The following is a 24,995-nucleotide window of genomic DNA, read 5'->3' on the forward strand; positions in this document are numbered from 1 at the left end:
TAACAATGGGGATGAGGAGATTCTGCAACCTCGGAGGTCAGAAACCAAACACATAATTCCCGTCATGGAACAGAACAACCACTCTGACAACACAATGCCGAGAATCTCCGTCGTGGTGGGCAATAAAATTGGCCAATATGGCGAATGATAATGTTGATTGGTTACTGATTACCAAACAATCCCTTCAACATCTCCAGGGCTTTTTGCGTTTCTGGTGGAAGATTTTCCAAATTCTGCCCTGGCAGAGAAGAAACGCCGCTTGAATTTACCGGATCGGCATTGCCGGAACAGACAATTTCTCCATTTATTTTTTGGCAGACATTATCGGCTTTTTCAGAAGATTGTTGAATTCGCTCAGGAGAATCACTAAATGATGCCCCGGACAGGCCGGACTCAAGAACATAACCGTCCGGCGGGCCATAAGCCACCGTCATTTTTTTTGTTCCCAGATATCGCTGTTCACTGAAGAGCGTGCTTCCATCCTGGCTCTTCGTAATGGTAATGATGGGGAATCCTTCAATTTTTTTGTGTTGTTCATGCAACCCATTCCCAAATGGGAGTCCCTTCGCCCATTCCTCCATGTAATCCATCCAGGCATGATAGAGCTCCTTGCTCCGCTCGCCGCCTGGAATGTCGTCCCATGCCGCGGCGCAAATGTGCCGAACATCAAAAACCTCTAACGTATACCATTCACAAGGGATGCCCCCTTGTCGACCAGTTTCCCCCGTTTTCGTGACTTTCAGGGAGATCCCGGGAGAACTCCCGGAAGATTGCGTTGTCAATGCTTGTTCCAAGCGAGTTCGTTCTTCAGGAGAAAGCTCTTTATTTTCCACTGCCTTTTCTAGACTCATGCGTTGTTGATCCCGGATGGAATTCATGACATCCCCCAAGACATTGTTCATTCCCTGATCTTGGGTGGAACCCGGCTTAACTCCCAATTTCTGCATCATATTTTGGCTGGATTGTTTCAGAGCCTCCATCTGTTGCTTAGTGATGATCGTATAGGTCTTGGCCTGATGCCTGACGTACATCATCTCCTGGCGATCCAGAAATATCTGCATATCATTTTGGCTGTCTATCGGTGTGGAAGACGTCCGTTTGTCCTCTAACTTGTCCGGAGCAACATTAAGGCGCATCCAATCTTTCGGTATGGCAACATTGACAGATCCTTCTTCCGAGGAACCATCGGGATATGTGGTTTGAAAACGGTGGACGTGGGAGGTCGTCGATTCTTCAGCCCACACCATAGAGGGAAAAAGCCCAGCCAGCAAACAGAAGAAAATGGTGAGTTTCATTGTTGGTATTTCCTTTTGGAGCATCCGGAATTACACAGAGGACAAGGCCTATTTTCTGAATGAAAGGAAAAAAATCTTTTCGATCAACCGATTGCTTGCCAACTTCGTGGGTTGAGATTGCCAAAACTCCTATTCCGCTGTTCTCACATCTGACGAGGGATCTTAAAAAAAAATTGGGGAAGGCAGAAACTCCACCCTCCCCCCTGGATGATCACACTACCGGCACTCGACCTTTGGACTACAGGAGGCCACCCAACGATTTAGCCAACCCTTGCACCAGGGGATCCTTGGTTTCTTCCCATTCTAAATTAACCTGTTCGGCAGTCGAGGCCACACGGGCTTGATGAATCTTTTTCCCCTTGCTAGTTTTCTCAGTTAATTGCAAATCGGTCATTACGGCAAATGTCACATCTTTAGTTAATGAGCCCGTGACCAATTCCGTCGCCCCCACCAAAAAACCGCCAATGCCTGCACCAAGAGCCGCGGACCGGCCCGTTCCCCCCAACCCATAGCCTACAGCCCCTCCGACGGCTCCTCCGCCCCAGGCGGAACCATAGCCAGCATGGACGGCTGTCCTCAAGGCAGCAGGATCGGCTTCGCCCACATACAAGACATTCACCTGATAAATATAGGCAGCCTCCTTGGCATTATCCACGATTTTGTATCCCCTGTTTTCAATGGCCTTTCGCACCGGGGTATCAAAATCAATTTCTTTGTCTGAGGTGTTTTTGATTTCCAAAAATGCACTTTTTTCTATTTGGTTATCCAAATCCAAAAAAATAGATTGCGACATCTTGGTCTGGACCTTTAAATCTTTTTTCTCCAGAGCAACCTGAGTTGCCGAACAGCCTAATCCTACGAGCATCACACATCCAGCGGCCATGAGCACAATCTTTTGAATGCCAGGGACCCGTCCCATCATGAGTTTCTCCTTTGTAACTTATAGGATTTCTTGAGGAAACGAGCGGGATTATGCCACATCCATAGGACGTATTGAACCCCTCAAAAGCCTATTTTTACGAATGAACCCCGTGAGCGGCCGCGTACCGTTGACCTCTCATTTCTGTTCGTTAAAATGGAGGGGGTTCCTACCTCGATCACCCATACCGGTCATTGTCCCATGGAAGCGCGGTATTGGAATATCCGCGCACTTCCCAAAATCCCTTTTGATCGCGATCGGAAAATGTAATTTTTTTGACCCATTTTGCCCCTTTCCAACCGTAGCGTTTGGGAATAATTATGCGTACGGGTCCACCGTGATCTCTGGTCAATGGCCTTCCATTCCAATGAGTGGCCAGAAGTACATCCTCATCGTCGCAAACCTTTAGAGTAACATTGGTCGTGTACTCATCAAACGCTTCAAATAACACAAACTTTGCCTCGGGCAAGGGACGAACCAATTCCAAGAGATGCTGAAATCTCACACCTCTCCATTCATTATCCAACATGGTCCAGGACGTGACACAGTGAAAGTCAGCAGTGATCTGCACCTGAGGCTGCCGTTCAAAGGCTTCCCAATCCCAGGTCAGTGGATTGGCCACGCACCCATCAATACTTAAGGCCCATTCAGCCAGCACGATCTCCGGCTTACAGCCCAAATCCAGAACCGGAAAATTATTCACCACATGTTGGCCGGGCGGAACCCGTTCGTCCTGAGGTTCATCCACCTCTCGACAGGAGAATTCTCGCCGATGTTGAGCTACCTGTTGCTTCGCTTTCACCATCCGTTCGTTGGGTTCCATTGCAAGCCTTTCCTCCTCCACTCAAGGAGAGATGTCTTAGGACCACTAACTAGACTTCTCATGTTCATAACCTTAGAGCTAAACGCCAATCGACGCATTATATCGGGGTTGTCGGCTCAGCAATAGTCAAAGAACCCAAACCACACTCCCCTACACCCTCCTGCTCTCTTATCGTCATGATTTCCTTCCCTCAATGCTTTTTGAGGACAGGTCCCGCCGGTCATGCGGTAGAGAGCCACAGGATATTTCCTGATCTCATAGCCAAGCTATTTATTTTTCTGATAAATTACACTATTCGTTCACAACAGCCTGGAAGCGTCCGGTTATTTACCCCCTCATTTTCAACCGCCCTCTTTTCCAGCCAACTGTTATATCAGCCATAATTTTTGCGGAGGATCAGTCTCATGGCACTGCATGTATTAGCCCGGGTTGTATGTTGCTCCTTGCTGGTGGCCTCAGCGATGACCACGTCTGCGCAGGCAGATTCTCAAGAGGGAGGCTCACCCATGACCGTTTCTGAAGGAAAGTCCATCTCAATGGAGTACACATTGACCCTGGAAAACAAAGAAGTACTCGACTCCAACGTAGGAGGAGAACCTCTGACATTTACTCAGGGATCTCACCAAATTATTCCTGGCCTGGAAACGGCCCTGGATGGAATGAAGGCGGGAGAACGCAAACAAGTCACCGTCGCACCCGAAGAGGGGTATGGCAAGGTCGACCCTCAGGCTATTCAGGAAGTTCCCATTGACCAAATTCCACCTGATGCACGAAAGGTCGGGGTGCAATTACAAGGGAAGGACGGACAGGGCCGTGTCGTACACCCGACAGTAACGGAAGTAAAAGATCAGGTGGTCGTTTTAGACTTCAACCACCCCTTAGCAGGGAAAACGCTCTACTTTGACGTGAAAATTTTGGACGTCAAAGCTGCCACTGCTCCCTAACGTTGGGCGAATATCGCATCCAAGAACCCCGCCGGAATTGGCGGGGTTCTTGGATCCCCGGTCTATCATCACTTCACTTCTTGCAGAAAAATGAAACAGAGAGTCCCTTCAATAATACCCTCCTTTGGCGGGTGTCATTTCATTAATTTCCTTTAAATGCGTCACCGCAGACTTGGCATGACCGGTTGCCACATCAGCATGCCCGGCTTGGCCATGTGTAATAGCCTCCCCTAATTCGGCAATGGCCGCATCAAGGTGAGGATTCGTCATGTCCTTTTTCGCAGCCTGCGCATGTTGAAGGGAAGCTTCCGCATGGGTCACGACCGCATCGGCATGCCCCATACCGCCATGATCGACGGCTTCCTGTGCATGCGTGACGGCTTCCGCCACATGTGGATTGGTATGTCCGGTTGAATGAGCGCAAGCCGCAACGAGTCCGAGGCACAACAGACCGACACTCAGTCGAGTGATCCTAGGTAGGACACGCATCATCAACACCTCCTTGAAAAAGTAAAAAAAAGACGTCTCCATCATCGAATTCTAGTGCAAAACTCATAATAAAATCTTCCAGTCTTTCCAGCACCTGCATTAAGACACCACCACAGGCACAGGACGGGGCACAAGCGCTGTACTTTTTCATACGAGAAACCTGTAACCCGGGCTTATTACAGCTCAGTCAAATGACCACGAACGATGTGGAGTCACGACTGGGAAGAAAATGAGTAGGCAGGGGAAGTAGAGAGAAGAAGACCCTTAAAAAAATGAAGCCCGGACCAGAATGATCCGGGCATCAGGAAAACTCGCAAGGACTCTTTTACAAATCAACAAAGAACATGCATGTGAGGGTTAGGAAGCTAAGGTTGACGGACGCGGTCGACGAACGGCCGGTCGATCATGCCTGCCAGGGCTCCCCGAACGAGGAGCACCAAATCCTCTACCCGCGGAATTAGGCCGAGGCCCACGTCTCTCCGGTGCAATGGCCGGCATTGGCGGACGGCTTCCGGGAGCGCAGGGAACCGCCTTACCCAGCAATTTTTCAATCATTCGTAATGAACGATTGTCTTCACCGGTCACAAAACTCGTGGCCCAACCTTTGGTATTCTTACGCGCCGTCCGACCAATACGATGAATATAATCCTCAGGCACATGGGGTAAATCATAGTTGATCACATGTTGAATATCGTCCACGTCCAATCCTCGGGCCGCAATATCAGTCGCGACTAATATTTCAAAACGTCCACGACGAAACCCTTCTAGCGCCGCTCGACGTTGAGGAAGCCGTCGGCCGGCATGCAACACTGCAACACGACAACCGACCTTTTCCAGGGTTTCCCCGATCCGATCAGCGCGATGTTTGGTCCGGGTAAAGACAAGGACCGATCCCTCTGTCTCCTTTAAAATAGAAAGCAGGAGGGATGTTTTGTCGGAATTGGCCGTGTGATGCACGGTATGAGTCACCCCTTCAGCCGGTGTGGCCGATTTCGCCACCAGGGCTTTAAACGGATCGTTGAGAGACATCCGCGCCAAATCCGCCAAGTTATTTGGCATCGTAGCCGAGAAGAGTAAGGTTTGCCGGGTTTCCGGTAACGCCTCAATGATTTGATTAAGCTGAGGGGCAAACCCCATATCAAGCATCCGATCGGCTTCGTCCAGAACAACCATCTGAAGCTTGGCAAACGAAACCGTCCCCTGCCACATATGGTCGAGGAGGCGTCCCGGCGTCGCGACGATGATATCGGGACGCTGCCGTAATCCGCGAACTTGCGCGTTCATATCCGCACCACCCACCAGAGTAGTCGCAAAAATCCCGCGCACGCGCCCATACTTATCAACGGTTTCTTGAATTTGAAAAGCCAATTCCCTGGTTGGCGCTAAAATCATCGCACGTGGGTGGCCCTTCGGACCACCTGCCAATCGTTCAATGATGGGAATGGCAAAGGCGGCAGTCTTTCCGGTGCCGGTCTGGGCACAACCCAGCACATCCCGACCTTCCAAGGCCGGAGGAATGGCTTGGATTTGAATCGGAGTCGGTTCAGTTATACCGAGTTTGTTCAAAACCCCAACCAATGTAGCAGACACACCAAGCGCACCAAACTGTGACAACGCAGTTGAAGACATAAAACTATTCCTTTTGTTACAAGGATCGTATGTAAGCGGATTCAGAAAACCGAGTGAAGCAGAATCAGGTGGGAAGTCCGCTCCGAGCAGGATCTGGTCGCGATACGATCGCGGGGCCCGAAGATTAATTGAATGTTCCCGTCGTCGGACCGAATCGACATGAACAGAGGTTAGGTTACAGGACAATCCATATCCTGTCAAATTTTCCTTCTTCTCTCGCGTGCCCAAGCTGGTATTCGAATGGTACAATTGGAAGGTGACTTTAGTCACATGTCACACCACATCCATTCATCCACTCAAGCACTGTAAAGGCATAAATCCCATGAGTACCATTTTCGACATCACCTGCCGGAACATCCAGGGAAAGGATGAAACCCTCGCCAGCAAAAAGGGTCAGGTCTTACTTATCGTCAATACGGCTTCCAAATGCGGATTCACCCCCCAGTTTCAGGGGCTGGAAGATCTCTATAAAAAATATCATTCACAAGGACTGGAGATTCTCGGATTTCCCTGCAATCAGTTTGGAACCCAGGATCCAGGGGAGAACGAGGAAATCCTCGCGTTCTGCCAAACCAATTATGGAGTGACTTTTCCGATGTTTGCCAAGGTGGACGTGAATGGGCCCGATGCTCATCCTCTCTTCAAACACCTCAAAGCCGAGGCACCGGGAGTGCTCGGATCAGAGGCTATCAAGTGGAACTTCACAAAATTTCTGGTAGACCAAGCCGGTGCGGTCAAGGAACGCTATGCCCCCGCAACCAAACCCTCAGACCTTGAGTCAGACATCGCAGCACTCCTCAACGCCAAGGCGAAGCAGGCATAAATCAGACAAGGCCTTTCCAAGTACCAAGATTTATTGACACCCCGGGAATTGCGCGCCAAACATCAGCCCGTACCGTCCCCAACCCATTCCTTCCATTCCGGCCATTTGATATCATAATCTCCCCCATGATTGATGTTTATACCATGATCCTTGCCGGTGGCCGTGGCGAACGGCTCCTCCCGCTCACCCAACATCGCGCCAAACCTGCGGTGCCCTTTGGAGGCAAATACCGCATCATCGACGTGACCTTGAGCAATTGCCTCAATTCGGGGATTCGCAAAATTGCCGTGCTGATCCAATATAAATCCCACTCGTTGGACCGCCACATCCGAAGAGGTTGGTCGATTTTCAACCCGGAACTGGGCGAATTCGTCTTTTCCATCCCACCGCAACAACGTATCAACGCCGAGTGGTACCGGGGCACAGCGGACGCAGTCCATCAAAACCTCTTTCTGCTGGAACAAGAACGCCCGAAGTTTTTATTAGTGCTGGCGGGAGATCACCTTTACAAAATGAACTATGCCGACATGTTCAGGTTCATGCAAGAAACGGAGGCGGATGCCGTTGTGGGTGCCCTTGAGTGGCCGGTCGAAAAAGCTCGACAGTTCGGGGTCCTTGGGGTAGATCCCTCAAACCGTGTCACCCGGTTTGAAGAAAAGCCGGCCAACCCGTTTCCCTTACCTGATGATCCCACGCATGCGTTTGTTTCCATGGGCATCTATCTTTTTCGCACAGAACACCTCTATGAAGAACTGCGAAAAGATTCCGAAATGCCCACGGCCCATGACTTCGGGAAAAATATCATTCCCAACATGATTCAGAACAACAAAAAAGTTTTTGCCTATAATTTTGAAGATGAAAACAAAAAAGAGGTTAAGTACTGGAGGGACATCGGGACCCTGGATGCCTATTACGAAGCCAACATGGATCTCGTCGGGGTTGATCCCCACCTCAACCTCTATGATGAGGCCTGGCCTATCCGCACCTACCAAGGCCAATACCCGCCCGCCAAATTTGTCTTTGCCGATGAGTTCAAGGGAGGGCGCCGAGGCATGGCACTGGATTCCATCGTCTCAGGAGGCTGCATTATCTCCGGGAGCCTGGTGCAAAATTGTGTGCTCTCACCAAACGTCCACATCGAGCATCATGCCGAAGTCCACGATTCCGTCATCATGGAAAATGTCAAAATCGGCGACCGGTCCCGTATCCGCCGGGCCATCATCGATAAGGGCGTCGTCCTTCCCCCCGATACGGTCATCGGCCACGATCTCCAGCACGATCGCCAACGCTTTCCCGTCACCGAAGACGGCGTGGTCGTTGTTACACCCGATTCACCCACAAAGTCATGAAGCAGTCGTGAAACGGGCACATCCCAAAACGGCCACCCCATTACGCCAGAAACAAAACGCCTACCCCACTCACAATCAGGCCGATCCCGGCCACCCATCCCAATCCTCCGCTCCAGGGGCCGACCGGCAACACTTTTTCTAAAAACACAAAGACCGAAATCGCCGCGATCCAGAGCACATTCATCACTCCACCCACAAACAACAACCCCATCAAGGCCCAGCAGCAGCCAAGACAAAATGCACCATGATGAAGTCCTAATCGAAACGCGCCGGAAGTGCCCGGGCGCCAATGCTCGGCAATAAAATGAGCAGGTGCCCGACAATGATTTAAGCACGCAGTCTTCCACGGGGTAAGTTGATACAGACCAGCGACAATTAAAAGCCCTGCACCGACAACATGACTTTGGGCCACCATCATGGGCGAGAGCATGGCCGCTGCATGCAATCCCCACTGCACGACAGTCGCGCCTACACTAAAAACACTCCATAGAGCCAAATACCCGGCCACAAATGCCCCCGTCGGAGCCATGAGTGAACCCTGCCGTTCGGCCTTGCGAACCATGCCTGCATACAACAACGTCATCGGGACGGCACCCGGCAGCATCATCCCGACCATCATGACAGCCCACATCAGAAACACAAACACAAAGTCCACCGGGGTCCATGGATGAAACTGCATGATCGCCCCGGGCCCATCGGAATTCATCATGGGCATCTTCGCCCAGAGATACAGAACATACACCCAGGCCAAAATAATCATCCCAATCAGAGCTGAGAGGATCGTGATCCGATCACGCTTGGGTAACATAGGAAATGGAGGAGGAGAAGAGGGGCTCATGGAAATGGACTTTAAGAACCCCCGGAACAATCAGCAACTGACAGGTTGGTTGAATAACGGGGAAGCGGACACTTTGGCCTGATAGAACGTTCCCTGCCTCACCACAAGTGCGAAGTCCGCGGGAGGCTACGGTAAAGATTACAGCAAGGAGGCTGTCCTGGGCCAAACCACGAGACTCACAACAACGTTGTCAACACTCTGCACATGCAACATGGCAGAAGATGATGATGGGCGACGAGGAAGTCGTTCACAAGACAAGACGCCTCCCTCAACAATCAGTTTCTGATCACTCCATCCTGATTCATGTGAAGAATATTAAATTGCCCATAGCTATTAGACAGGTTTAACGTAATTCCGGCTTGAGCCTTGGTCGACCCGTTGCCCACTTCGGCCACGGTATATTCAAATCCTTCTGGCAATTGAATTCTGGCGCGATGATCTCTTCCGGTATGAGGATTGGAGATGGGTGTACCCTTCGATTCCACCAAGCCCGGCACATTGACCGTGGCCTGTCTTGCCTCCACATCGATGGAAAGATCAATCGGAACAAACTGGGGTTCCAACACGTTGGACATCGTACTATTGAACACAAAAAAGTGGGTAGCTCCCGGGGCTGTGGCCTCGCCATGTAGTATTTTCCGGAGGGCTTCACGTTGCAAGGCATCTGCCCGCGCATCGATTAAAATCTGCTGTGTTCCATTTCCTTGTGCAATTTCCCCCGGCCAATGCAAAAGCATGACATAGTTCAATCCATCCAAACGCGTGTCATTGAAATACCCCTCTTCAATATGCCCCGAGCCCATGGCCTCGCAAAATCCGTTGGTCGAGGGGGCATTAAACTGGCACCCACACCCATAGGTGCAGTTGCAATTGGCAAACTCGACACCACGAAGCATCCATTGATCAGCCATTGTGCGCTCCTTTCTAAATCCGGATCGGACATCCCTTCTGCATTTTCACTTTTTTTACCATGCCACGAGCTTTCGGTGCTACCTCCGCTTCAAGCATGCGAAGTATTCCTGCAGAGGTCTATGTCAAGGACCTCTCACACCGCATTCGGTCATCTACACATTCCGACTTTTCCCATTACACCATCTATACTTTTTCCCACAGGTTCGCTACCATTCGCCTCCCAACGGCACCATAGAAAAGCCGCACCATTAACAACACAAGGAGCACACCATGGGCAAGAGCCAGGATGCACGCAAAGAAACCAAAAAAAAGCCAGCGAAAACCATGAAAGAAAAGCGGGCCGAGAAAAAAGGCAAAAAATAGCTGAGGGCATTCATGCCCAATCAGTGAATACCCGAGTTGACGAGGCGGAAGGAAACGCCCCCTCGTCAACGCTCAGAAGATTCCCCTCAGCATCCGCCAACCTGACTGGTACCACCTCCCGCGAAATCCGTTGCTCTCCAATATATTAAGCGGGACGAGGGCCCCAAAGAATCACTGCCGCTCCGGCAAGACACAGCCCGGCCCCGAGCCAATCCCAACGATCCGGTTGGATCTGTTCAACACCCCAGAGCCATAAGAGAGAGGCCGCGATATATACTCCGCCGTATGCGGCATAGGCTCGACCCGCAAATGCAGCTTCCGTTCGGGCTAGCAACAGGGCGAACACAATCAGACTCACCATGCCGGGCACCGTCCACCACCCCGATCGCCCCAGTCGTAACCAGGCCCAAAAAGCAAAACACCCGCTGATTTCCGCCAGCGCGGCGCCGGCATACCAATACATGGTATTCATATCTTCTCCTTATTCCCTGAAACCACAAGGCACCATTACCCTCCCTTCGAATGAAGGGTATCCGGGTTATGGAGAACAAACCCGAGCATTGCGACAGCCGTCAACACCGCTCCACACAGAAAAGTGGCGGAAGAACCGAACTGGTCCCAGAGAAATCCAGCCAGCACACTCGCACAGAGGAGTGCCCCGCCGCACACGAAACTGAAAAATCCGAAGGCGCTTCCGCGAAGTTCAGGCTGTGAAGCCTCCGCAATGAGGGTAGCCAGGAGGCCTTGCGTGAGGCCCATATGAATGCCCCAGAACGCGACACCAATCATCACCACGACCACATCGCCGGCAAGGGCAAGAATCACATCAGCCACCATTAAGAACAGGCATCCTGCGATTAACAACGGGCGGCGACTCATCTTATCCGCCATCCTGCCAGCCGGATAAGCCGACGCGGCATAGGTCACGCTCATCACGACCATTACCAGAGGAATAAATGTCAACGATAACCCGAGATGTTCTGCCCGTAAAACAAGGAACGCTTCGCTAAACCTCGCCAGGGTTAACAGTGCTCCACACACAACAATCCACCAGTAGGCCGGACCAATCCTCCGCAGATTACCCAACCGAATAATCGTTCGAGGCATTCCCTCAGGCTGAGTGGATGGGGACTCCTGGACACCGACAATAAGAAGGACCACGGCCAATACCGCCGGGATCACGGCAACCCACAATACGGCTCGGATATCATTCGCGAGCAGAACCATCAACCCCATGGCCATCAACGGCCCAAGGGATGCGCCGACGGTATCGAGCGATTGGCGAAGCCCGTAACAGGTCCCGCGCAAATTCGGCGGCGCCAACTCTCCAATCAGCGCATCACGCGGGGCCCCACGGATGCCCTTCCCTACGCGATCCAGAAACCGCGCGAGAAACACGGTAGTCAGACTGGGAGCTAGCGGAAATAACGGCTTCGTGACCGCTGCCAGGCCATAGCCAATCACTGTCAGCCGCTTGCGTTTGCCCCAATAATCACTTAGCACGCCGGAGAACATTTTGGTCAGTAAGGCCGTGGCTTCAGCAAATCCCTCAATGATGCCAACCGACAACAGACTGGCTCCAAGCACCGTCACCATATAGACCGGGAGCAAGCTGTGAATCAGCTCGGACGACATATCCATACACAAACTCACCAGGCCCAGCGCCCAAATACTTGTCGGGATTCGTGGTCGATCGGAATGAGAAGATTTGAGAGAAGTTACAGGATCAACCATAGCAGGGCTTGGAGTGTTCTATTGCCCGAAGGGAAGGCCTTAATGGATCATCAGGCAGGGGACACCTGAGGTCCCCGCTATGATAATTGCGCAACACACTCCTCATGCATGGCTTCCACGTCAAGTCTTGAGGGTCCCAAGAATACCATGTTACAGCACATCTGCTGTTGGCAGAAACCATAGGGAATCATCCCCCGGCCAGTGCGAGGATTGAACAGCCTTGCGTCAAACGCATGGCGAAACTCTGGAAAAGACACGGTCTGAATTCTGGCAAGCATCGAAAAGAAAGCCCCAATCACCGGGAAACCGCGGTCAATTTGACGCACATTGAGATGCGCCATCAAAAAAGTTGGATAGACGGATGCATTCCACCTGGCGTTAATTTCTGCAAGAAACCACCTTTTTCTTCCGGTACGGAGATCCGCATGTTCCACAAAATCAAAACCGACCAATCCTGTGAAGCCATCTTCCTGCAGCCATCGTCCCAATACTTCAGCAGCTCGACTCATGTCATTCAGCATGTGTGCTCCGGAGGGAAAGACATTTCCAATATGCCCCAGATGAAGATTCAAGCGCTGATCGGATATCCCGACCACGTTCACCGCCCCCCCATCAGGCTGGACATCGACAAGAATATTGGGGGAGAAGGCGACCTCATACAATACCTGCACGAGATAGACCGGTGATAAGGGCCTTCGAGAGATGAGCTCCAATGCCTGTCGCTCGCTTTCGGCATTATCCTCGACAAGGAAGATCCCGGACCCGCCCCTTCCTTCGGCGGATCGAATAATCACCCGGCCCGTCTCAGTAACGTAACGACGAATTGCCGATCGAAGCATAGCCACATTCTTGGCTTGGCCATCAGACCACTCAACAATTTCGCCCCGGGCAACCGGAATACCAAGTTCCTGAGCCTTTTGATACCCCACGTGTTTGAGATTCGCCGCAAAGGTCACTTCAGGATTGCCGCCCATGAACTTCACGGTCTTGCCAAGGATGTTCTCCAACGCTTGGGCCATCACATACCCCTTCTGCGACACTCCATCCGGATTCAGAACAACATGGTTTTTGGGTGAGATCCGCTCACAGATTCTGTGCAAGGAGTCGACAGAGGGGCAGAAGAGATCATTTTCCAGGCATTCGCCAGATACGGGGCCGGGCTCAATTTCAATAATATTTCCCAGTTCCGGCCCGACACCCAACTCGTACAGAAATCCCATATAGGATGGGTCAATCTTACTTCTTGTCATACAGACCACATCGTGCCGCCTGGCCATGACGAGCGCCCGTTGATCGTAGGCACGGAAATTGGGAGTACGCATCTCCAAGGGAAGATTCTTTGCGAGTGCAACCGGATCATGCACAAAAATGTGCGTCATATCAGACCCGCCGAGGGTGGAAATAATAAGTGTCATTCCGCCCTTATGTCTTTCGCCCGATCGATTCCACCATCAGGCAGATCCTCTCAGACATCAGCTTCCCCGCAAGCCGGTGACCGGCAGCGTTCCAATGGCCCTTCCCTAATTCACGGTTCTGAAATCCATGCAGGAACACACCATGCTGTTCAGCATAGGTGGCAAGAGGTTCGGCCAGGCTCAGTAACTCGATGCCTTCCCGTTTCGCCAAAGCCTGGATGCGCCGATCAGGATACAAAAGATCCGGCACGCCAAATTGACGGGCCAATGCCTGTCGATGTTGCACGTCGGGATGAACCTGGTCGGGATTCGAAAGGCTGAAAAGAAGAAATCGGCGTCCCTCCTCATCTACCTCTCTTTTCATCTGCACGATCAATTGTTCGGTAACCTTCCAGGCATTTTCCCAGGATGGGTCCGGCTGGTCGAGATAGACCAGTAGATCGAGACGAAGAGCGGGATCTTCCCAGTCCTTCATCTGCTGTTGCTGAGCCCTTCCTTCCAGAAAGGATTTTAATTTGTATTTGGCGTGGCGAAACACCTGTAGCACGCGGGAGACTTCAAAAGCTTCGGCACTCAGCGGAAATTGTTGAAGCCAAAACTCCGTCGTGTGATGGAAGGAATTGTCAAGGACGAGACGTCCGTCGTTCAGGATGAAATAGGGGATATTGGTTTTCCCGTTTAGTTCTCTCAGGTTCCCACGTATATCGTTCTCTGTATAAAATGCCAGCAGGACGAGATCCGGATCATAGGCAGAAGCCCTATGACGCAGCACCAGTAATTCCTGGGCTGTACTGAAGCCGGACACACCGAAATTCATGACTTCTACCTGACGCCCGGCGAGGGAGGGACAATCTGACAACTCGTGTGCAAGCCTGACCCCATAGATGTGTTCTGTCGGGACCTGCATCGCTTCCGTGTAGGAATCGCCCAGAAGCGCAATCCGGAAGGTCCCAACAGGCTTTTCCAGAGTGTGCTCACGGTCGCGCAGCCCAAAACTATTGATTCGAATGTAGGCTTCACCTTCATTGGAATACAGACCTTCCGCCCCCGGTTTATGAGCATAGCCGGTCAGATTGTCAGCAATAAAGAAAGAGGGGTAGGAAATTCCGAAAAAGTAAAGACCGATTTCAACGAGGACAAAGGCCATTCCACATCCAATGAAGACTAATGCAATGTTTCCTGCCCACTTCCTCACCACCCGCTCTCATGCCCCTCATTTTTCCATATCATTTTTAAAAATCGACCCTCTGAAACAAGGCGAGATTTCCCCATAGGCACTCTACCCGTACCGGAGCTTGAGGATAAAAATCCAACCAGCCAGAAACAGGGTCACCATATTGGCGATGACTAACGGCCAATCATGATTGATCAAGCCATATACGCTCCAGAGCATCAAGCCCGAAGTTAAGATTGAATACATGCTCAGGGAAAGATCTTTGGTATGTTTCGTTTTCACAATTTGAATCGCCTGGGGAAGAAACGACGAGGTTGTGCAGGCCCCCGCGACATATCCCATAATCGTCACCCAATCCATGTTGCCTCCTCTGTGAGATGTCCCATTAACCGATGCGGGTTTTTCAGTGGACCACTCTGGTCAAATTTCCAGACGTGCCATATACCGCCGCGTTGGAATGGGGGGACGTTGAATCGCCGGAAGAAAATGACGTATGGTGTGTGCCGATCTTGCACAATTTTCAAACGAAAGGATTCTTAATCCAATGACCTTGCAAGCTCATGCGGAAGCATTGTATTCAGGCATTCGATCACTATTGGGACAGCATGACGCAAAACAGGTTCAAGCGAAACTGGAACATGACCTGCGCCATGTGGTTCCAACCTGGAACCATACCACACCTGCCTGTCCCGGATGGTATTGGTTTAAGGCGCAGGGCGTCAGTGAACCACAACTATTGCACGTGACTCATGGCCGGATTGATACCAAACTCATGGCCGATCTGGGTCCGCCGAATAATCTGGTGGATGTTCAGCGCATCAAAGGGCAATGGGCGGGGCCCCTTCTTCCCCCAACCTAAGCGGGAGTAGGGACTTTTGAACGGATCCGCTGTGCTCCAGATTGCTCTGCCATGAAATGGTGAGAGATGAAAATTGATGGCATGCAACAGTCTCTCGGCGTGTCTTCTTTCTTCAGCCAATCCCAACTGTCACGTTCTTCCACTCACATCGACTGTTCAAAGCTGATTGAAATCCTGATATTTGTGGACGACGCTTACCACATCCCGTAGTTTCTTCATCTCCGGGGAGTTATCGTAAATCAACCACAGTCGGTCTTGGAGATTGCCAATGAGTGCGACCGTTGGTCTATGGTGAATGGACCCAACTCCCCACACAACCTCAGTGAGCACCGGAAATTCAATATCAGAAGAAGACCGAATTTTCGACGTGGCGTTGGACAGATACGTCAGCAGAATCGTCATCACCTCCAGATCCCCTTCGGATCGCAAAATCCGTCCCAATCCCTTGGCTGCCGCCGCTCGAATCGAGACCGGTCTGTCCTGGCTTTCGAACAACCCTTGCAGGTGCGGGACGACGTCGAGTCCAAGACCGGAAATGGCAGCAATGGCTTGTTCCGGAGCCTGCCCCTGTTCAACTTCTTTCAGGAGATACGGAAGGGCTTCGGGATCCGGGAACTGACGGAGCAAATCAAGAATAATCAATTGACGGGTTTGGGACGTCTCGGGATTGGTCAGCACGGACACCAGTCGATGGGTTTGCCCCCATTCACTGAGGAGCATAACCGGAAAATCAAACCGTTCAAGTTCCCGGGTGAGTTGCTCAAAAACAGCAACTCCGGAGTCTACGTCCTGCGCCTCGCGCAGAATACGAGAATCCTGCTCCATCGAGGGGTGTACTTCTTTGTGCCAACTCAGGTCCCTCCCCTCAAGGAGATACGATAATTGGCAGGCCGGGCCATGCCAGAGTCGATCGGGGGTATGGGTCAACTCATTATCTCCGCCAAAGCGAGCGACGCTTTGTTGGTGTTTACGCTCTTCGCAGATGATGTGGAATTCCACATCATGGGGTTGAGTGGCATCCGTGACCACCTGAAATCCCAGCTCCTCGAATCGCCGCTGAACCACCTGGAGGATAAGCTCGGGCGAGATAAAACCCTTTTCGGTCAGTGCCAGGGCGGAAACCCGGATGGTTTGAATGCGGGAGAGCTGAGCTTTTTGTTCAGGTGTGAAAGAGGCGCGGCGGGCCACACTGTCCGTCGGAAAAATAAGCGCCAGAAGGATAACGAGATGCACCACTATTCCCATCATGGCAATCTCCCTTTTGAGCAAGAGTACCAGAGATTAATGGAACCGCAACCCTCTTTTCTGGAGAAAGAGGAATTTTATGAAAAAAGATTAGTTGTTCACAAGGGGAATGGGAACTGGCATCTCCTCCTCTTATTGCAACCGGGCTGGCAAGCCAAAAGACTTCCTTCGCGAAGTTTCCGGTCATACACACATCAGGACCACTGGCGAAGCTCTCGTTATGAGGGGGTGTCTGTTATCGATGCCATATCGATGACAAAACGAAAACGGACGTCCCCCCGAAGGACGCGTTCATAGGCTTCATTTATTTGATTGATGGGAATGACCTCCACATCGGAAGTGATCCCATGCTCCCCGCAAAAATTCAGCATTTCCTGTGTCTCACGAATCCCGCCAATCAGGGAACCCACCAGACGCCGTCGCCGCATAATAAGCGCAAAGGCCTCAACGGAGAGGGGTTCGCTCGGCGCACCGACCATAATGTACGTTCCATCAGTTTTAAGCAGCCCCAGATAGGCATTGAAATCATGGGTCCCAGAGACCGTATCAATCACAAAATCAAACTGACGGGCCAAACGCGTCAAGGTCCCTTCCTGCGAAGTCGCCGCAAACCCTGCCGCCCCAAGACGCTCAGCTTCCCCCCGCTTCAGGTCCGTGCGGCTCAAGACGGTGACCTCCGCCCCAAAGGCCCTACCAAATTTAACGGCCATGTGACCGAGCCCCCCGAGCCCCACCACAGCAAGCATATGGCCTTTCCCTATGCCCCACTGTCGCAAAGGAGAGTACGTGGTAATTCCGGCACACAACAGGGGGGCGACTCCTGCCGGCGGAAGAGAGTGAGGAATCTTGAGCACATAGGATTCATGCACCACGATTTCGCTGGAGTACCCGCCATAAGTCGGCCGGCCATCTTTGTCGAGACCGTTGTAGGTCAGGATCATACCCGCTTCACAATATTGCTCTAAGCCACGGGTACATGATGAACAGGTGCGACATGAATCGACAAAACATCCGACTCCGACCGTCTCTCCTTCACTCACCTTCTGAACACCTGCCCCCACCCTGGTCACCGTACCAACTATCTCATGCCCGGGGACCAGAGGAAAGATGGACCCACCCCATTCGTCTCGCGCCTGATGAATGTCGGAGTGGCAGACTCCGCAATACACGATTTTGATCAGAACGTCATTCGACCCGACCGGTCGCCGGTCAAAGCTGAACGGTTCGAGCAAGGCCCCGGCTTGCAACGCGGCATAGGCTTTGGTTGCGCCCATCGATGCGCTCCTTAAATTAAACAATTCAATCCGGCCATGGGTGAAGAGCCCTATGATTGCTGATTGAGAAATCTGGGGCGATCCCTGACGGAAATCATGCGCATCAGATCCCTGACAGACAAAATTCCCACGATCGCATGGTTTTCCGTAATGGGCAAATGCCGAATATTTTTTTCGGCCATAAGATCGCTGGCATCATGCACGGTGCGGTTGATATCAATATCGATCAGCGCTTGCGTCATCACGGAGCCCGCCCTGGCCTGAGTCAGATCCCGGTTCTGAGCCATGCCTTTGTAGATCAGATCTCGCTCCGTGACAATCCCCACCATCTCTCCAGCCTGCGTCACCATGAGGGCCCCGATCCGCTTGTCGGTCATACGCTGGGCGACGGTGATGAGTGTCGCTTCCCGATCGATCGTTTCAATGTCACGCCGCATCAGCACACTGAGCGGCCGGTACACATCATCAAGATCCCGGATCGGCCCCTTCTCAGCATACACAAAATGTTTCACCAGGTCGCGAACGGATATCAGCCCGACAACGGCTTCCCCTTCTGTCACACAAAGATGCCGAATGCCATGCTTCTCCATGAAATGGCTGGCATCCAGCATCGTTCGATCAGAGGGAATGGAGAGTAACGGGCTTGCCATAATCTGCCCCACATTCGTTCCGGCCGCATTCAGATCTTTGGCGATGACCAGGCGGATAAGATCGGTCTCTGAAATGAGCCCGATAATTTTTGTTCTCTGAGATTCCTGCCCTGCCGGATGGACAACGAGACTCCCAATCCGTCGTGCCGCCATGAGACTTACCGCATTCAGCACAGAGGTGTCTTCGCTCACCCCTTGAAGGGCGCGCTGCATATAATGCCCAATGGTTTCCTTAAAATCGACGCTCATAACCTTCCCTTCTTCCTCAAGGGGTGAAAATCCCCCATGCCACTCTTTCCCATTCGATCCTGATCCCTGGCCCGGGCATTCCGATCACGTACGTTCCTGTTCCTGAATAAATTGTCGAGCGTTGGTGAGTTCCTCATACAGGCACAGTTGATTTTTCACCAGGAGATGCTCAATTGCGGCAATCCGGAACATAACTTCAGGGAGCATGATATCGAGGCGTTCAGTGAGAGACTCAATCGTTTTGGCCATGCCTCCCGGTGCACGAGCCCCCCCCACACGTTGAGGCCGCGTTGATTTCCTGGAGGCGATCCCCTTTTTTCGAGAGGCGGTCCCTTTCTTGGAGGAGACCGGTCCTTTCTTGGAGGAGGCTGGTCCTTTTTTACGAGAAGGCGTCTGCTTTTTCTTCGAGGTAGGAGTGCGTTTCTGAGGTGCTTGACGGATCGACTTCTTTGTTACGGCCATACTACCCTCCAATTGACCAATAATAAATCTCCCAACGAACAACCGGTCACAGAGATTTGCGTCCTTTTGTCCACGAATACGCTGAACGACTATACACCACCATGTCAGATTTTTTCGAGCACACTAGGAGCCAGTCGGACTTGGGGGATCGAGAGCGAAAAAGCGGCTGAGCGAGGCCAGATATTGACGATTTCGCCGGCCCATAGTAAGACTATGGTCCAAGAAAGCGGTGAAATATGGACCGCTTAAACGCTTTTGGAGCCGATTCATCCTCAGTCCGACAGCCTCCTAGGCTTCCATTGACATGAACAGGGCCATGGCCTGTTCTACCTGGTCACTTCAGGATTTTCAACTCTTTCTCGATGTTGCCCTGACATTTCGTGCAAATCCCATGCGTCAGGGAAGGCACAACCTTGCTGCCAAGAAGATCAAGATAATTCACCACCTCCTCCAACTCGACCCATCCCTGGTTCGGGAGACGGACTTTCATACACCAACTACAGATCGTCAGAAAGGGCTCTCCTCTCTGTACATCGGGATCGAGGAACAATACAGGGTCTCGTGGAACCACACGGATGGGGTGAGTCGAGAACATCAGTTCGTCCTCCTGAAGAGGAGACACCATGAGTTGAAAATACCGGCGACATACCGGGGAATCGCAGCGAAACTTGAAAACCGCGGCTTGCTGCTTCTTTCTCACGACTTTAAAAATGTGGCGGTATATCTGACGGAGTTCTTCTCCTTCAATGAAATCCCAGAGAGACTTTCCAATGACATACGCGCGATTCAGATGCCCTCCGGCATTTTGGCAGGCAAACTGTAACCAACCCTCATTGATAAACCGAATGCAATCGGCTTTATCGATGCTATATTGAATCGACGTGTGCATGGTGGACCTCCGGGTGGGAGAGGGCCTCCCACTACAATCGTGAAGGAGGGGTCATCATACGCCAAATGGGAAAGCAGTTCAAAATCGTTCTAAAAGCCCAGGCCCAGGGGTTTCAGGACACTCAACACCAGACCCATTCCGCCGTTCGTGTTCCCTTCTTCTGGAAGAGATTTATTCATTCTTGCTAGAGTGCGTCAGGGCTCCGCTGTGTGCGTCATCTATTATGAGGAGGGGCTGAATGAAATATGTCCATCTTGGTCGATCCGGGTTGAAAGTCAGCCGGTTGTGTCTGGGCACGATGAATTTCGGACCGGAAACCACAGAAGCCGACAGCGGAACCATCATGGATACCGCACTGGAACTCGGCATTAATTTTTTCGATACCGCAAACGTGTATGGCTGGGAAGTGGGGGAAGGCATTACCGAACAGATCATCGGTCGTTGGTTTGCGCAAGGAGGCCAACGCCGGGAAAGAGTCGTCCTGGCCACCAAAGTGTTCGGGCGAATGGGAGACTGGCCCAACCAATCCCGTTTGTCCGCACTCCATATCAAGCGCGCCTGTGAAGCCAGTTTGCGCCGGCTCCAAACCGATTATATCGACCTGTATCAGATGCACCATATTGACCGGCATTCGCCATGGGAGGAAATCTGGCAGGCCATGGAACAACTCATGCGCGAGGGGAAAATCTTATACGTGGGGAGTAGTAACTTTGCGGGGTGGCATCTGGCGCAAGCACAGGAAATGGCCAGGCACCGGAATTTCCTGGGACTGGTGGCGAAGCAAAGTTTGTACAACTTAAATGACCGCATGATTGAGCTGGAGGTCATTCCGGCCTGTGAAGCGTACGGCATTGGCTTAATTCCCTGGAGTCCGGTCGCCCGCGGCCTCCTGGCCGGGGCGCTTGAACCCGCGACCAGCGGACGGCGGGCCGATGAGGATCTGCGAAAGAACGTGGAAAAATTCCGGCCACGGTTGGAAGCCTACGAAGCGCTGTGCCGGGAAGTAGGCGAAACGCCTGCCCATATCGCCATGGCATGGCTGCTTCATCAACCAGCCGTCACGGCACCCATCATCGGGCCCCGAACTCTGGATCAGTTACAGGGCGCCATGCGCACCTTCGACATCACACTTTCCAAAGAGGTGTTGAAAAAATTGGATACCATTTTCCCCGGACCAGGAGGCCCCGCACCCGAAGCTTACGCCTGGTGAGACCCCTCGCCGGGTGTCAAATATTTGCAACTTGTGTACAAAGGGATAAAGCATCGACAAAATATTGACGGGTGCGTTGACCCCACGCCGGCCTCACCACCATTCGAATTGCTTACAACTCAACAGGTTGACCTCCCCTGAATCACAACCAACCGTTCACGTCATCTTTGGCATACCAGTTGCTCTAAAGAACAAAGAGGAAGTCCACTCACAACCAGGTGGAGTCGGGCTCAGGGCCTCAAGCCAAGGAGGATGTCATGCGAACGACCATCCCCATTCACGCATTCACTATCGTTTTAGCCCTTATTCTCTTTGGAGGAGAAATCGCCACAGCGGAAATGCCGCCACCTGAACCGGATGAGGCCTATCTGGTCGACGAAGATATCAATATTGTCACCGGCCTCTACATTCGAGAATATTCCCTCCGCAAAGACGGCATCGTGGATTACAAAACCGCCCGCCAAATTCTCATCTCGGAATATAATGAACATTGGAATTCGGTTGTCGAAACCAAAGAATGGCCGTTATTCTACTGGCATGATGTGAACCGGGACGGACATTGGACCATGTATGTCGACCGAAAGGTCAAAGGCTGCACCTGCGATATCGTCCCCTATGAAGTGAAGACGGAGGACGCGATGGCACAAAAAGATCCTTTTTAACTAGGAAAGTTTTAAATAAGCGCCTTGGCCGTATTCACATACCTCTCTGTACGCTCCGCCCGTCCAAGCGGCGGCGGCCTTTCCTTTGAGGAGCCTCAGGACAGGGCTAGACGGGCCTTTTTGAACATCCTGCTTCGCTCAAAGAAGATCGTAAAATTCTGAATCCCCATAAGCTCTCAGAAGAACTTTGAGGTTCAACAGCCTGTTAGACACTTGCGCGACTCGACCCAACACAACCCGGTGCTCCACAGGACCAGGTGCCACGCTCCCTCCCCTTCTCCTGAAAATCGACATGCTTCCTGCTTCCCTGCACAGCAAACGAATCGCCGGTTGACCGGTGAATGAATTCGCCATCGTGGCGAAGTACACTCTTGGTCCGGTTTCTTGCTAATCTAATAAAAGATCCATCGACTAGTTCTGTAGGGTTTCAAGGAAAGGAGACATTCATGGGGCATTCATTAGAACAGCTGCAAAAGATTGCCGATGATCTAAAACGCCAACGTGACGAGCTTCAGGTAAAATTACACCTGGCCAAAGCGGATGCGCGTGATGAATGGGCGAAACTTGAAACACGGTGGGAAGACGTCAAGACCAAGATGGAAGCGGTTAAAAAAGAAGCGAGTCACACCACCGAATCCGTGTCCTCCGGGCTGGGACTGGTGCTGGATGAACTAAAAAAAGGCTACGACAACATTCGCAAGACATTGTAATCCGTGCCCTATCAGCGCATCTTTGATGTCTGATCCGGGTACCAATACGACACGGTCAGGTCATAGGAATTTTCGAAGGGAATATCGCAACCTCTCGAACCACTCATCGGAGCCTGCAGGATGACCCGCGACGAATTCACTAAAATTATTGACCATACCGCGTTAAAACCCGACACCACAAAAGATCAGATACGACAGCTCTGCGAAGAAGCCATGACGTTCGGCTTTGGGGCGGTCTGCGTCGCCCCGCTCTGGGTTCCGTTTGCCACGCGTTGCCTGACGGGATCTCCCGTCCGGATTGCCACGGTTATTGGCTTTCCTCACGGCAACACGCTTCCGGATGTGAAAGCCTACGAGGCCAAACTGGCCATTGAAGCCGGAGCGCATGAAGTAGATATGGTGATCCAGATTGGCTTGCTTCGAGCGGGCAATCATGGAGCCGTCCTGGACGATATTCAGGGCGTCATGAACGTCGCGCGTCGTGTCTCCCGATCAAAAATCCTGGTCAAGGTCATTCTGGAAACATCGCTCTTAAATAAGGAAGAACAACAAACAGGTTGCCAACTCGTGGAGAAGGCCGGAGCGGATTATGTGAAAACGTCGACCGGATTTACCGGTCGCCACGTCACTATTGAAGAGGTGGGGTTTTTGCGGAGTATTGTCGGAACACGGGTGGGCGTCAAGGCGGCCGGAGGCATCCGCGACCTGATCACTGCGGTGGCGTTGGTCAATGCCGGAGCGTCCCGCCTGGGGAGTTCCTCATCCGTGTCCATCATGCACATGTGGCCGGGATAAATTTTACCTTCCTTAAAAATTTTCTCTCCCTCTCCTCGACATTATTATAGATAGTCATTCCAATAAACTTCCGCTGTGTTCGGAGCAAAGTCATGCCTGCTTCCACCCACATCTTACTTACTGAAAATGATGTGAATCGTTGGATAGAATGCCGGGTTTCGGCCCGGCAGCCGAAGTCCTTTTGTTTCGGCAAAAGGACCCAAAACCATTGACGCCCCGCCTGGCCTCATTGAAGAGGAGGGACGCCAACCTTTAGAAGAGCGGACCAACTCGCTCTGCTCAAACAAGGTCCGCTAAATGCGAAGAGCGTCCCTCCCTAGGGCCAGCCGGCAGGCGTCGGATTAACGGTTCGCCTGGTGATTTGGGCGTCAGCCCGGTTGGCCGGCAACGAACGATGGTGCTTCACCCAACCAGCCAAATTTCGGAATTTATTTGAAATGACCATAAAATAGGGGGGATTCCTTCCTTGCCTTTTCCATTCATCAATTCCGCCAGTCGTAAGCGGGAAGTTATGGTTCCAGGCCGTCTCTTTCGTTTCACGTACCCGAGCTTTCCGACTGCCGGCCAGGCGTGCTATCGTCTCGCCCTCCTGAATGTGTTGACAACAATCTTGAGTCGCCCATGAAAACCGAAGCCACATCTGAAATGGGGAAAGAGGCCCAACATCCCCCCCTCTTGGATGAGGTGATGAAGCAGTTAACGGATCATCGCCAGGCCTTTCACGCCTTTCTGACCCGCCGTCTGGGTAATCCGGCCTTTGCCGAAGACCTCCTGCAACAATGCTTCATGAAAGCCATGGCCCATTTCCATTCCATCAAAAAGATGGACCGGATCGTCCCCTGGTTCTATCAAATCCTTCGCCATGCGTTGATTGATTATTATCGAAGCAAAGAAACGGACACCAAGCGGTTTCAAGCCTTTCTGGTTGAGACCGAGACACTGGGCACCCATCAGGTCCCTTCGCTGGATGAACTGCAACCGACGATTTGTGCCTGTCTGGATCGTCTCGTGTTGACCCTCAAACCTGAATATGCCGACATCATTCGCCGGATCGATTTGTCCGGAGAATCGTTGCAATCCGTCGCCAGGGAGTTACACATCACCACCAATAACCTCACGGTCCGGTTACACCGAGCGCGCCAGGCCTTGCGCAAGTCCCTGGAAGATTCCTGCGGGATTTGCAGCAAGCATGGGTGCTTGAATTGCACCTGCGAATAAGCCCCAACTCCCCTTCTCCCTACATCTCCCACATCTTCTTCCTCCTTTTTGCTCAATTTTCTTCC

At 52.0% G+C, this 24,995-nt stretch carries 26 protein-coding genes; 9 read left to right on the forward strand and 17 right to left on the reverse strand.

Features of this window, described 5'->3' with window-relative positions; translation table 11 throughout:
- Nucleotides 1–161: 161 nt before the first annotated feature.
- From PP769_RS15940 to PP769_RS15950, 3 genes are all read right to left on the reverse strand, one after another.
- Nucleotides 162–1,295, reverse strand: coding sequence for a hypothetical protein (locus tag PP769_RS15940; RefSeq protein WP_312641937.1), 1,134 nt, complete (start codon nt 1,293–1,295; stop codon nt 162–164).
- 238 nt (nt 1,296–1,533) lie between these two features.
- Entirely contained in the window at nt 1,534–2,217 is a 684-nt protein-coding gene (gene traT, locus PP769_RS15945; RefSeq protein ID WP_312641939.1) for a complement resistance protein TraT, read from the reverse strand.
- 175 nt (nt 2,218–2,392) lie between these two features.
- Nucleotides 2,393–3,037: a sulfite oxidase-like oxidoreductase gene (locus PP769_RS15950; protein ID WP_312641941.1), complete on the reverse strand. Its 645-nt coding sequence runs from the start codon at nt 3,035–3,037 to the stop codon at nt 2,393–2,395.
- 404 nt (nt 3,038–3,441) lie between these two features.
- Here PP769_RS15950 and PP769_RS15955 point away from each other — a divergent pair, with 404 nt between their 5' ends.
- On the forward strand, nt 3,442–3,981 hold the full coding sequence (locus PP769_RS15955) for an FKBP-type peptidyl-prolyl cis-trans isomerase (protein ID WP_312641943.1): 540 nt from the start codon (nt 3,442–3,444) through the stop codon (nt 3,979–3,981).
- Nucleotides 3,982–4,089: 108 nt separating this feature from the next.
- Here the strand turns inward: PP769_RS15955 and smbP are convergent, their stop codons facing one another.
- Nucleotides 4,090–4,473: a small metal-binding protein SmbP gene (gene smbP / locus PP769_RS15960; protein ID WP_312641945.1), complete on the reverse strand. Its 384-nt coding sequence runs from the start codon at nt 4,471–4,473 to the stop codon at nt 4,090–4,092.
- A gap of 354 nt (nt 4,474–4,827) precedes the next feature.
- The gene (locus PP769_RS15965; protein WP_312641947.1) at nt 4,828–6,099 is read right to left on the reverse strand and encodes a DEAD/DEAH box helicase; all 1,272 of its coding nucleotides are present in this window, start codon (nt 6,097–6,099) and stop codon (nt 4,828–4,830) included.
- Between the two features lie 322 nt (nt 6,100–6,421).
- Between PP769_RS15965 and PP769_RS15970 the strand changes: the two genes are divergently transcribed.
- Together PP769_RS15970 and glgC are read left to right on the forward strand one after the other, a co-directional pair.
- Nucleotides 6,422–6,922: a glutathione peroxidase gene (locus PP769_RS15970; RefSeq protein ID WP_312641949.1), complete on the forward strand. Its 501-nt coding sequence runs from the start codon at nt 6,422–6,424 to the stop codon at nt 6,920–6,922.
- Between the two features lie 125 nt (nt 6,923–7,047).
- On the forward strand, nt 7,048–8,271 hold the full coding sequence (glgC, locus tag PP769_RS15975) for a glucose-1-phosphate adenylyltransferase (RefSeq protein WP_312641950.1): 1,224 nt from the start codon (nt 7,048–7,050) through the stop codon (nt 8,269–8,271).
- 40 nt (nt 8,272–8,311) lie between these two features.
- On the opposite strand, the gene PP769_RS15980 is transcribed toward glgC, so the two are convergent.
- The 7 genes from PP769_RS15980 to PP769_RS16010 form a co-directional block, all read right to left on the reverse strand.
- The gene (locus PP769_RS15980) at nt 8,312–9,109 is read right to left on the reverse strand and encodes a DUF2182 domain-containing protein (RefSeq protein WP_312641951.1); all 798 of its coding nucleotides are present in this window, start codon (nt 9,107–9,109) and stop codon (nt 8,312–8,314) included.
- 275 nt (nt 9,110–9,384) lie between these two features.
- Nucleotides 9,385–10,020: a DUF1326 domain-containing protein gene (locus PP769_RS15985; RefSeq protein ID WP_312641952.1), complete on the reverse strand. Its 636-nt coding sequence runs from the start codon at nt 10,018–10,020 to the stop codon at nt 9,385–9,387.
- A gap of 509 nt (nt 10,021–10,529) precedes the next feature.
- On the reverse strand, nt 10,530–10,856 hold the full coding sequence (locus PP769_RS15990; RefSeq protein ID WP_312641953.1) for a YnfA family protein: 327 nt from the start codon (nt 10,854–10,856) through the stop codon (nt 10,530–10,532).
- Nucleotides 10,857–10,891: 35 nt separating this feature from the next.
- A complete protein-coding gene (locus PP769_RS15995) occupies nt 10,892–12,118 on the reverse strand; it encodes an MFS transporter (protein WP_312641955.1) in 1,227 nt (408 codons plus the stop codon).
- A 77-nt stretch (nt 12,119–12,195) separates the two neighbouring features.
- Nucleotides 12,196–13,533 (reverse strand): ATP-grasp domain-containing protein, encoded by a 1,338-nt coding sequence (locus tag PP769_RS16000; RefSeq protein WP_312641957.1) that lies wholly within the window; start codon nt 13,531–13,533, stop codon nt 12,196–12,198.
- A 7-nt stretch (nt 13,534–13,540) separates the two neighbouring features.
- Nucleotides 13,541–14,728, reverse strand: a complete 1,188-nt coding sequence (locus PP769_RS16005) for an SGNH/GDSL hydrolase family protein (protein WP_312641959.1) — start codon at nt 14,726–14,728, stop codon at nt 13,541–13,543.
- Nucleotides 14,729–14,812: 84 nt separating this feature from the next.
- Nucleotides 14,813–15,067: a SemiSWEET transporter gene (locus PP769_RS16010; protein WP_312641960.1), complete on the reverse strand. Its 255-nt coding sequence runs from the start codon at nt 15,065–15,067 to the stop codon at nt 14,813–14,815.
- A gap of 184 nt (nt 15,068–15,251) precedes the next feature.
- Between PP769_RS16010 and PP769_RS16015 the strand changes: the two genes are divergently transcribed.
- Nucleotides 15,252–15,566, forward strand: coding sequence for a hypothetical protein (locus PP769_RS16015; RefSeq protein ID WP_312641963.1), 315 nt, complete (start codon nt 15,252–15,254; stop codon nt 15,564–15,566).
- A 156-nt stretch (nt 15,567–15,722) separates the two neighbouring features.
- Here the strand turns inward: PP769_RS16015 and PP769_RS16020 are convergent, their stop codons facing one another.
- From PP769_RS16020 to PP769_RS16040, 5 genes are all read right to left on the reverse strand, one after another.
- On the reverse strand, nt 15,723–16,814 hold the full coding sequence (locus PP769_RS16020) for a HEAT repeat domain-containing protein (protein ID WP_312641965.1): 1,092 nt from the start codon (nt 16,812–16,814) through the stop codon (nt 15,723–15,725).
- Nucleotides 16,815–17,029: 215 nt separating this feature from the next.
- Nucleotides 17,030–18,085, reverse strand: coding sequence for an NAD(P)-dependent alcohol dehydrogenase (locus tag PP769_RS16025; RefSeq protein WP_312641967.1), 1,056 nt, complete (start codon nt 18,083–18,085; stop codon nt 17,030–17,032).
- A gap of 50 nt (nt 18,086–18,135) precedes the next feature.
- Nucleotides 18,136–18,984 carry a CBS domain-containing protein gene (locus tag PP769_RS16030; protein WP_312641969.1) on the reverse strand — a complete coding sequence of 283 codons (849 nt, stop codon included), beginning with the start codon at nt 18,982–18,984 and terminating at the stop codon, nt 18,136–18,138.
- An 84-nt stretch (nt 18,985–19,068) separates the two neighbouring features.
- The gene (locus PP769_RS16035) at nt 19,069–19,446 is read right to left on the reverse strand and encodes a hypothetical protein (RefSeq protein WP_312641971.1); all 378 of its coding nucleotides are present in this window, start codon (nt 19,444–19,446) and stop codon (nt 19,069–19,071) included.
- Nucleotides 19,447–19,780: 334 nt separating this feature from the next.
- Nucleotides 19,781–20,335: a hypothetical protein gene (locus tag PP769_RS16040; RefSeq protein ID WP_312641973.1), complete on the reverse strand. Its 555-nt coding sequence runs from the start codon at nt 20,333–20,335 to the stop codon at nt 19,781–19,783.
- Nucleotides 20,336–20,573: 238 nt separating this feature from the next.
- On the opposite strand from PP769_RS16040, the gene PP769_RS16045 reads away from it, so the two are divergent.
- The 5 genes from PP769_RS16045 to PP769_RS16065 all read left to right on the forward strand — a co-directional run bounded on the left by PP769_RS16045 (nt 20,574) and on the right by PP769_RS16065 (nt 24,930).
- Nucleotides 20,574–21,545 carry an aldo/keto reductase gene (locus PP769_RS16045; protein WP_312641975.1) on the forward strand — a complete coding sequence of 324 codons (972 nt, stop codon included), beginning with the start codon at nt 20,574–20,576 and terminating at the stop codon, nt 21,543–21,545.
- 257 nt (nt 21,546–21,802) lie between these two features.
- Nucleotides 21,803–22,207 carry a hypothetical protein gene (locus tag PP769_RS16050; RefSeq protein ID WP_312641977.1) on the forward strand — a complete coding sequence of 135 codons (405 nt, stop codon included), beginning with the start codon at nt 21,803–21,805 and terminating at the stop codon, nt 22,205–22,207.
- Nucleotides 22,208–22,653: 446 nt separating this feature from the next.
- Entirely contained in the window at nt 22,654–22,917 is a 264-nt protein-coding gene (locus PP769_RS16055; RefSeq protein ID WP_312641979.1) for a hypothetical protein, read from the forward strand.
- Between the two features lie 120 nt (nt 22,918–23,037).
- Nucleotides 23,038–23,712 (forward strand): deoxyribose-phosphate aldolase, encoded by a 675-nt coding sequence (gene deoC, locus PP769_RS16060; RefSeq protein ID WP_312641981.1) that lies wholly within the window; start codon nt 23,038–23,040, stop codon nt 23,710–23,712.
- Between the two features lie 621 nt (nt 23,713–24,333).
- Entirely contained in the window at nt 24,334–24,930 is a 597-nt protein-coding gene (locus PP769_RS16065; protein WP_312641983.1) for an RNA polymerase sigma factor, read from the forward strand.
- The last annotated feature ends 65 nt before the right edge of the window (nt 24,931–24,995 follow it).

The sequence above is a fragment of the Candidatus Nitrospira allomarina genome (genome assembly GCF_032050975.1).
Taxonomy (GTDB): Bacteria; Nitrospirota; Nitrospiria; order Nitrospirales; family UBA8639; genus Nitrospira_E; species Nitrospira_E allomarina.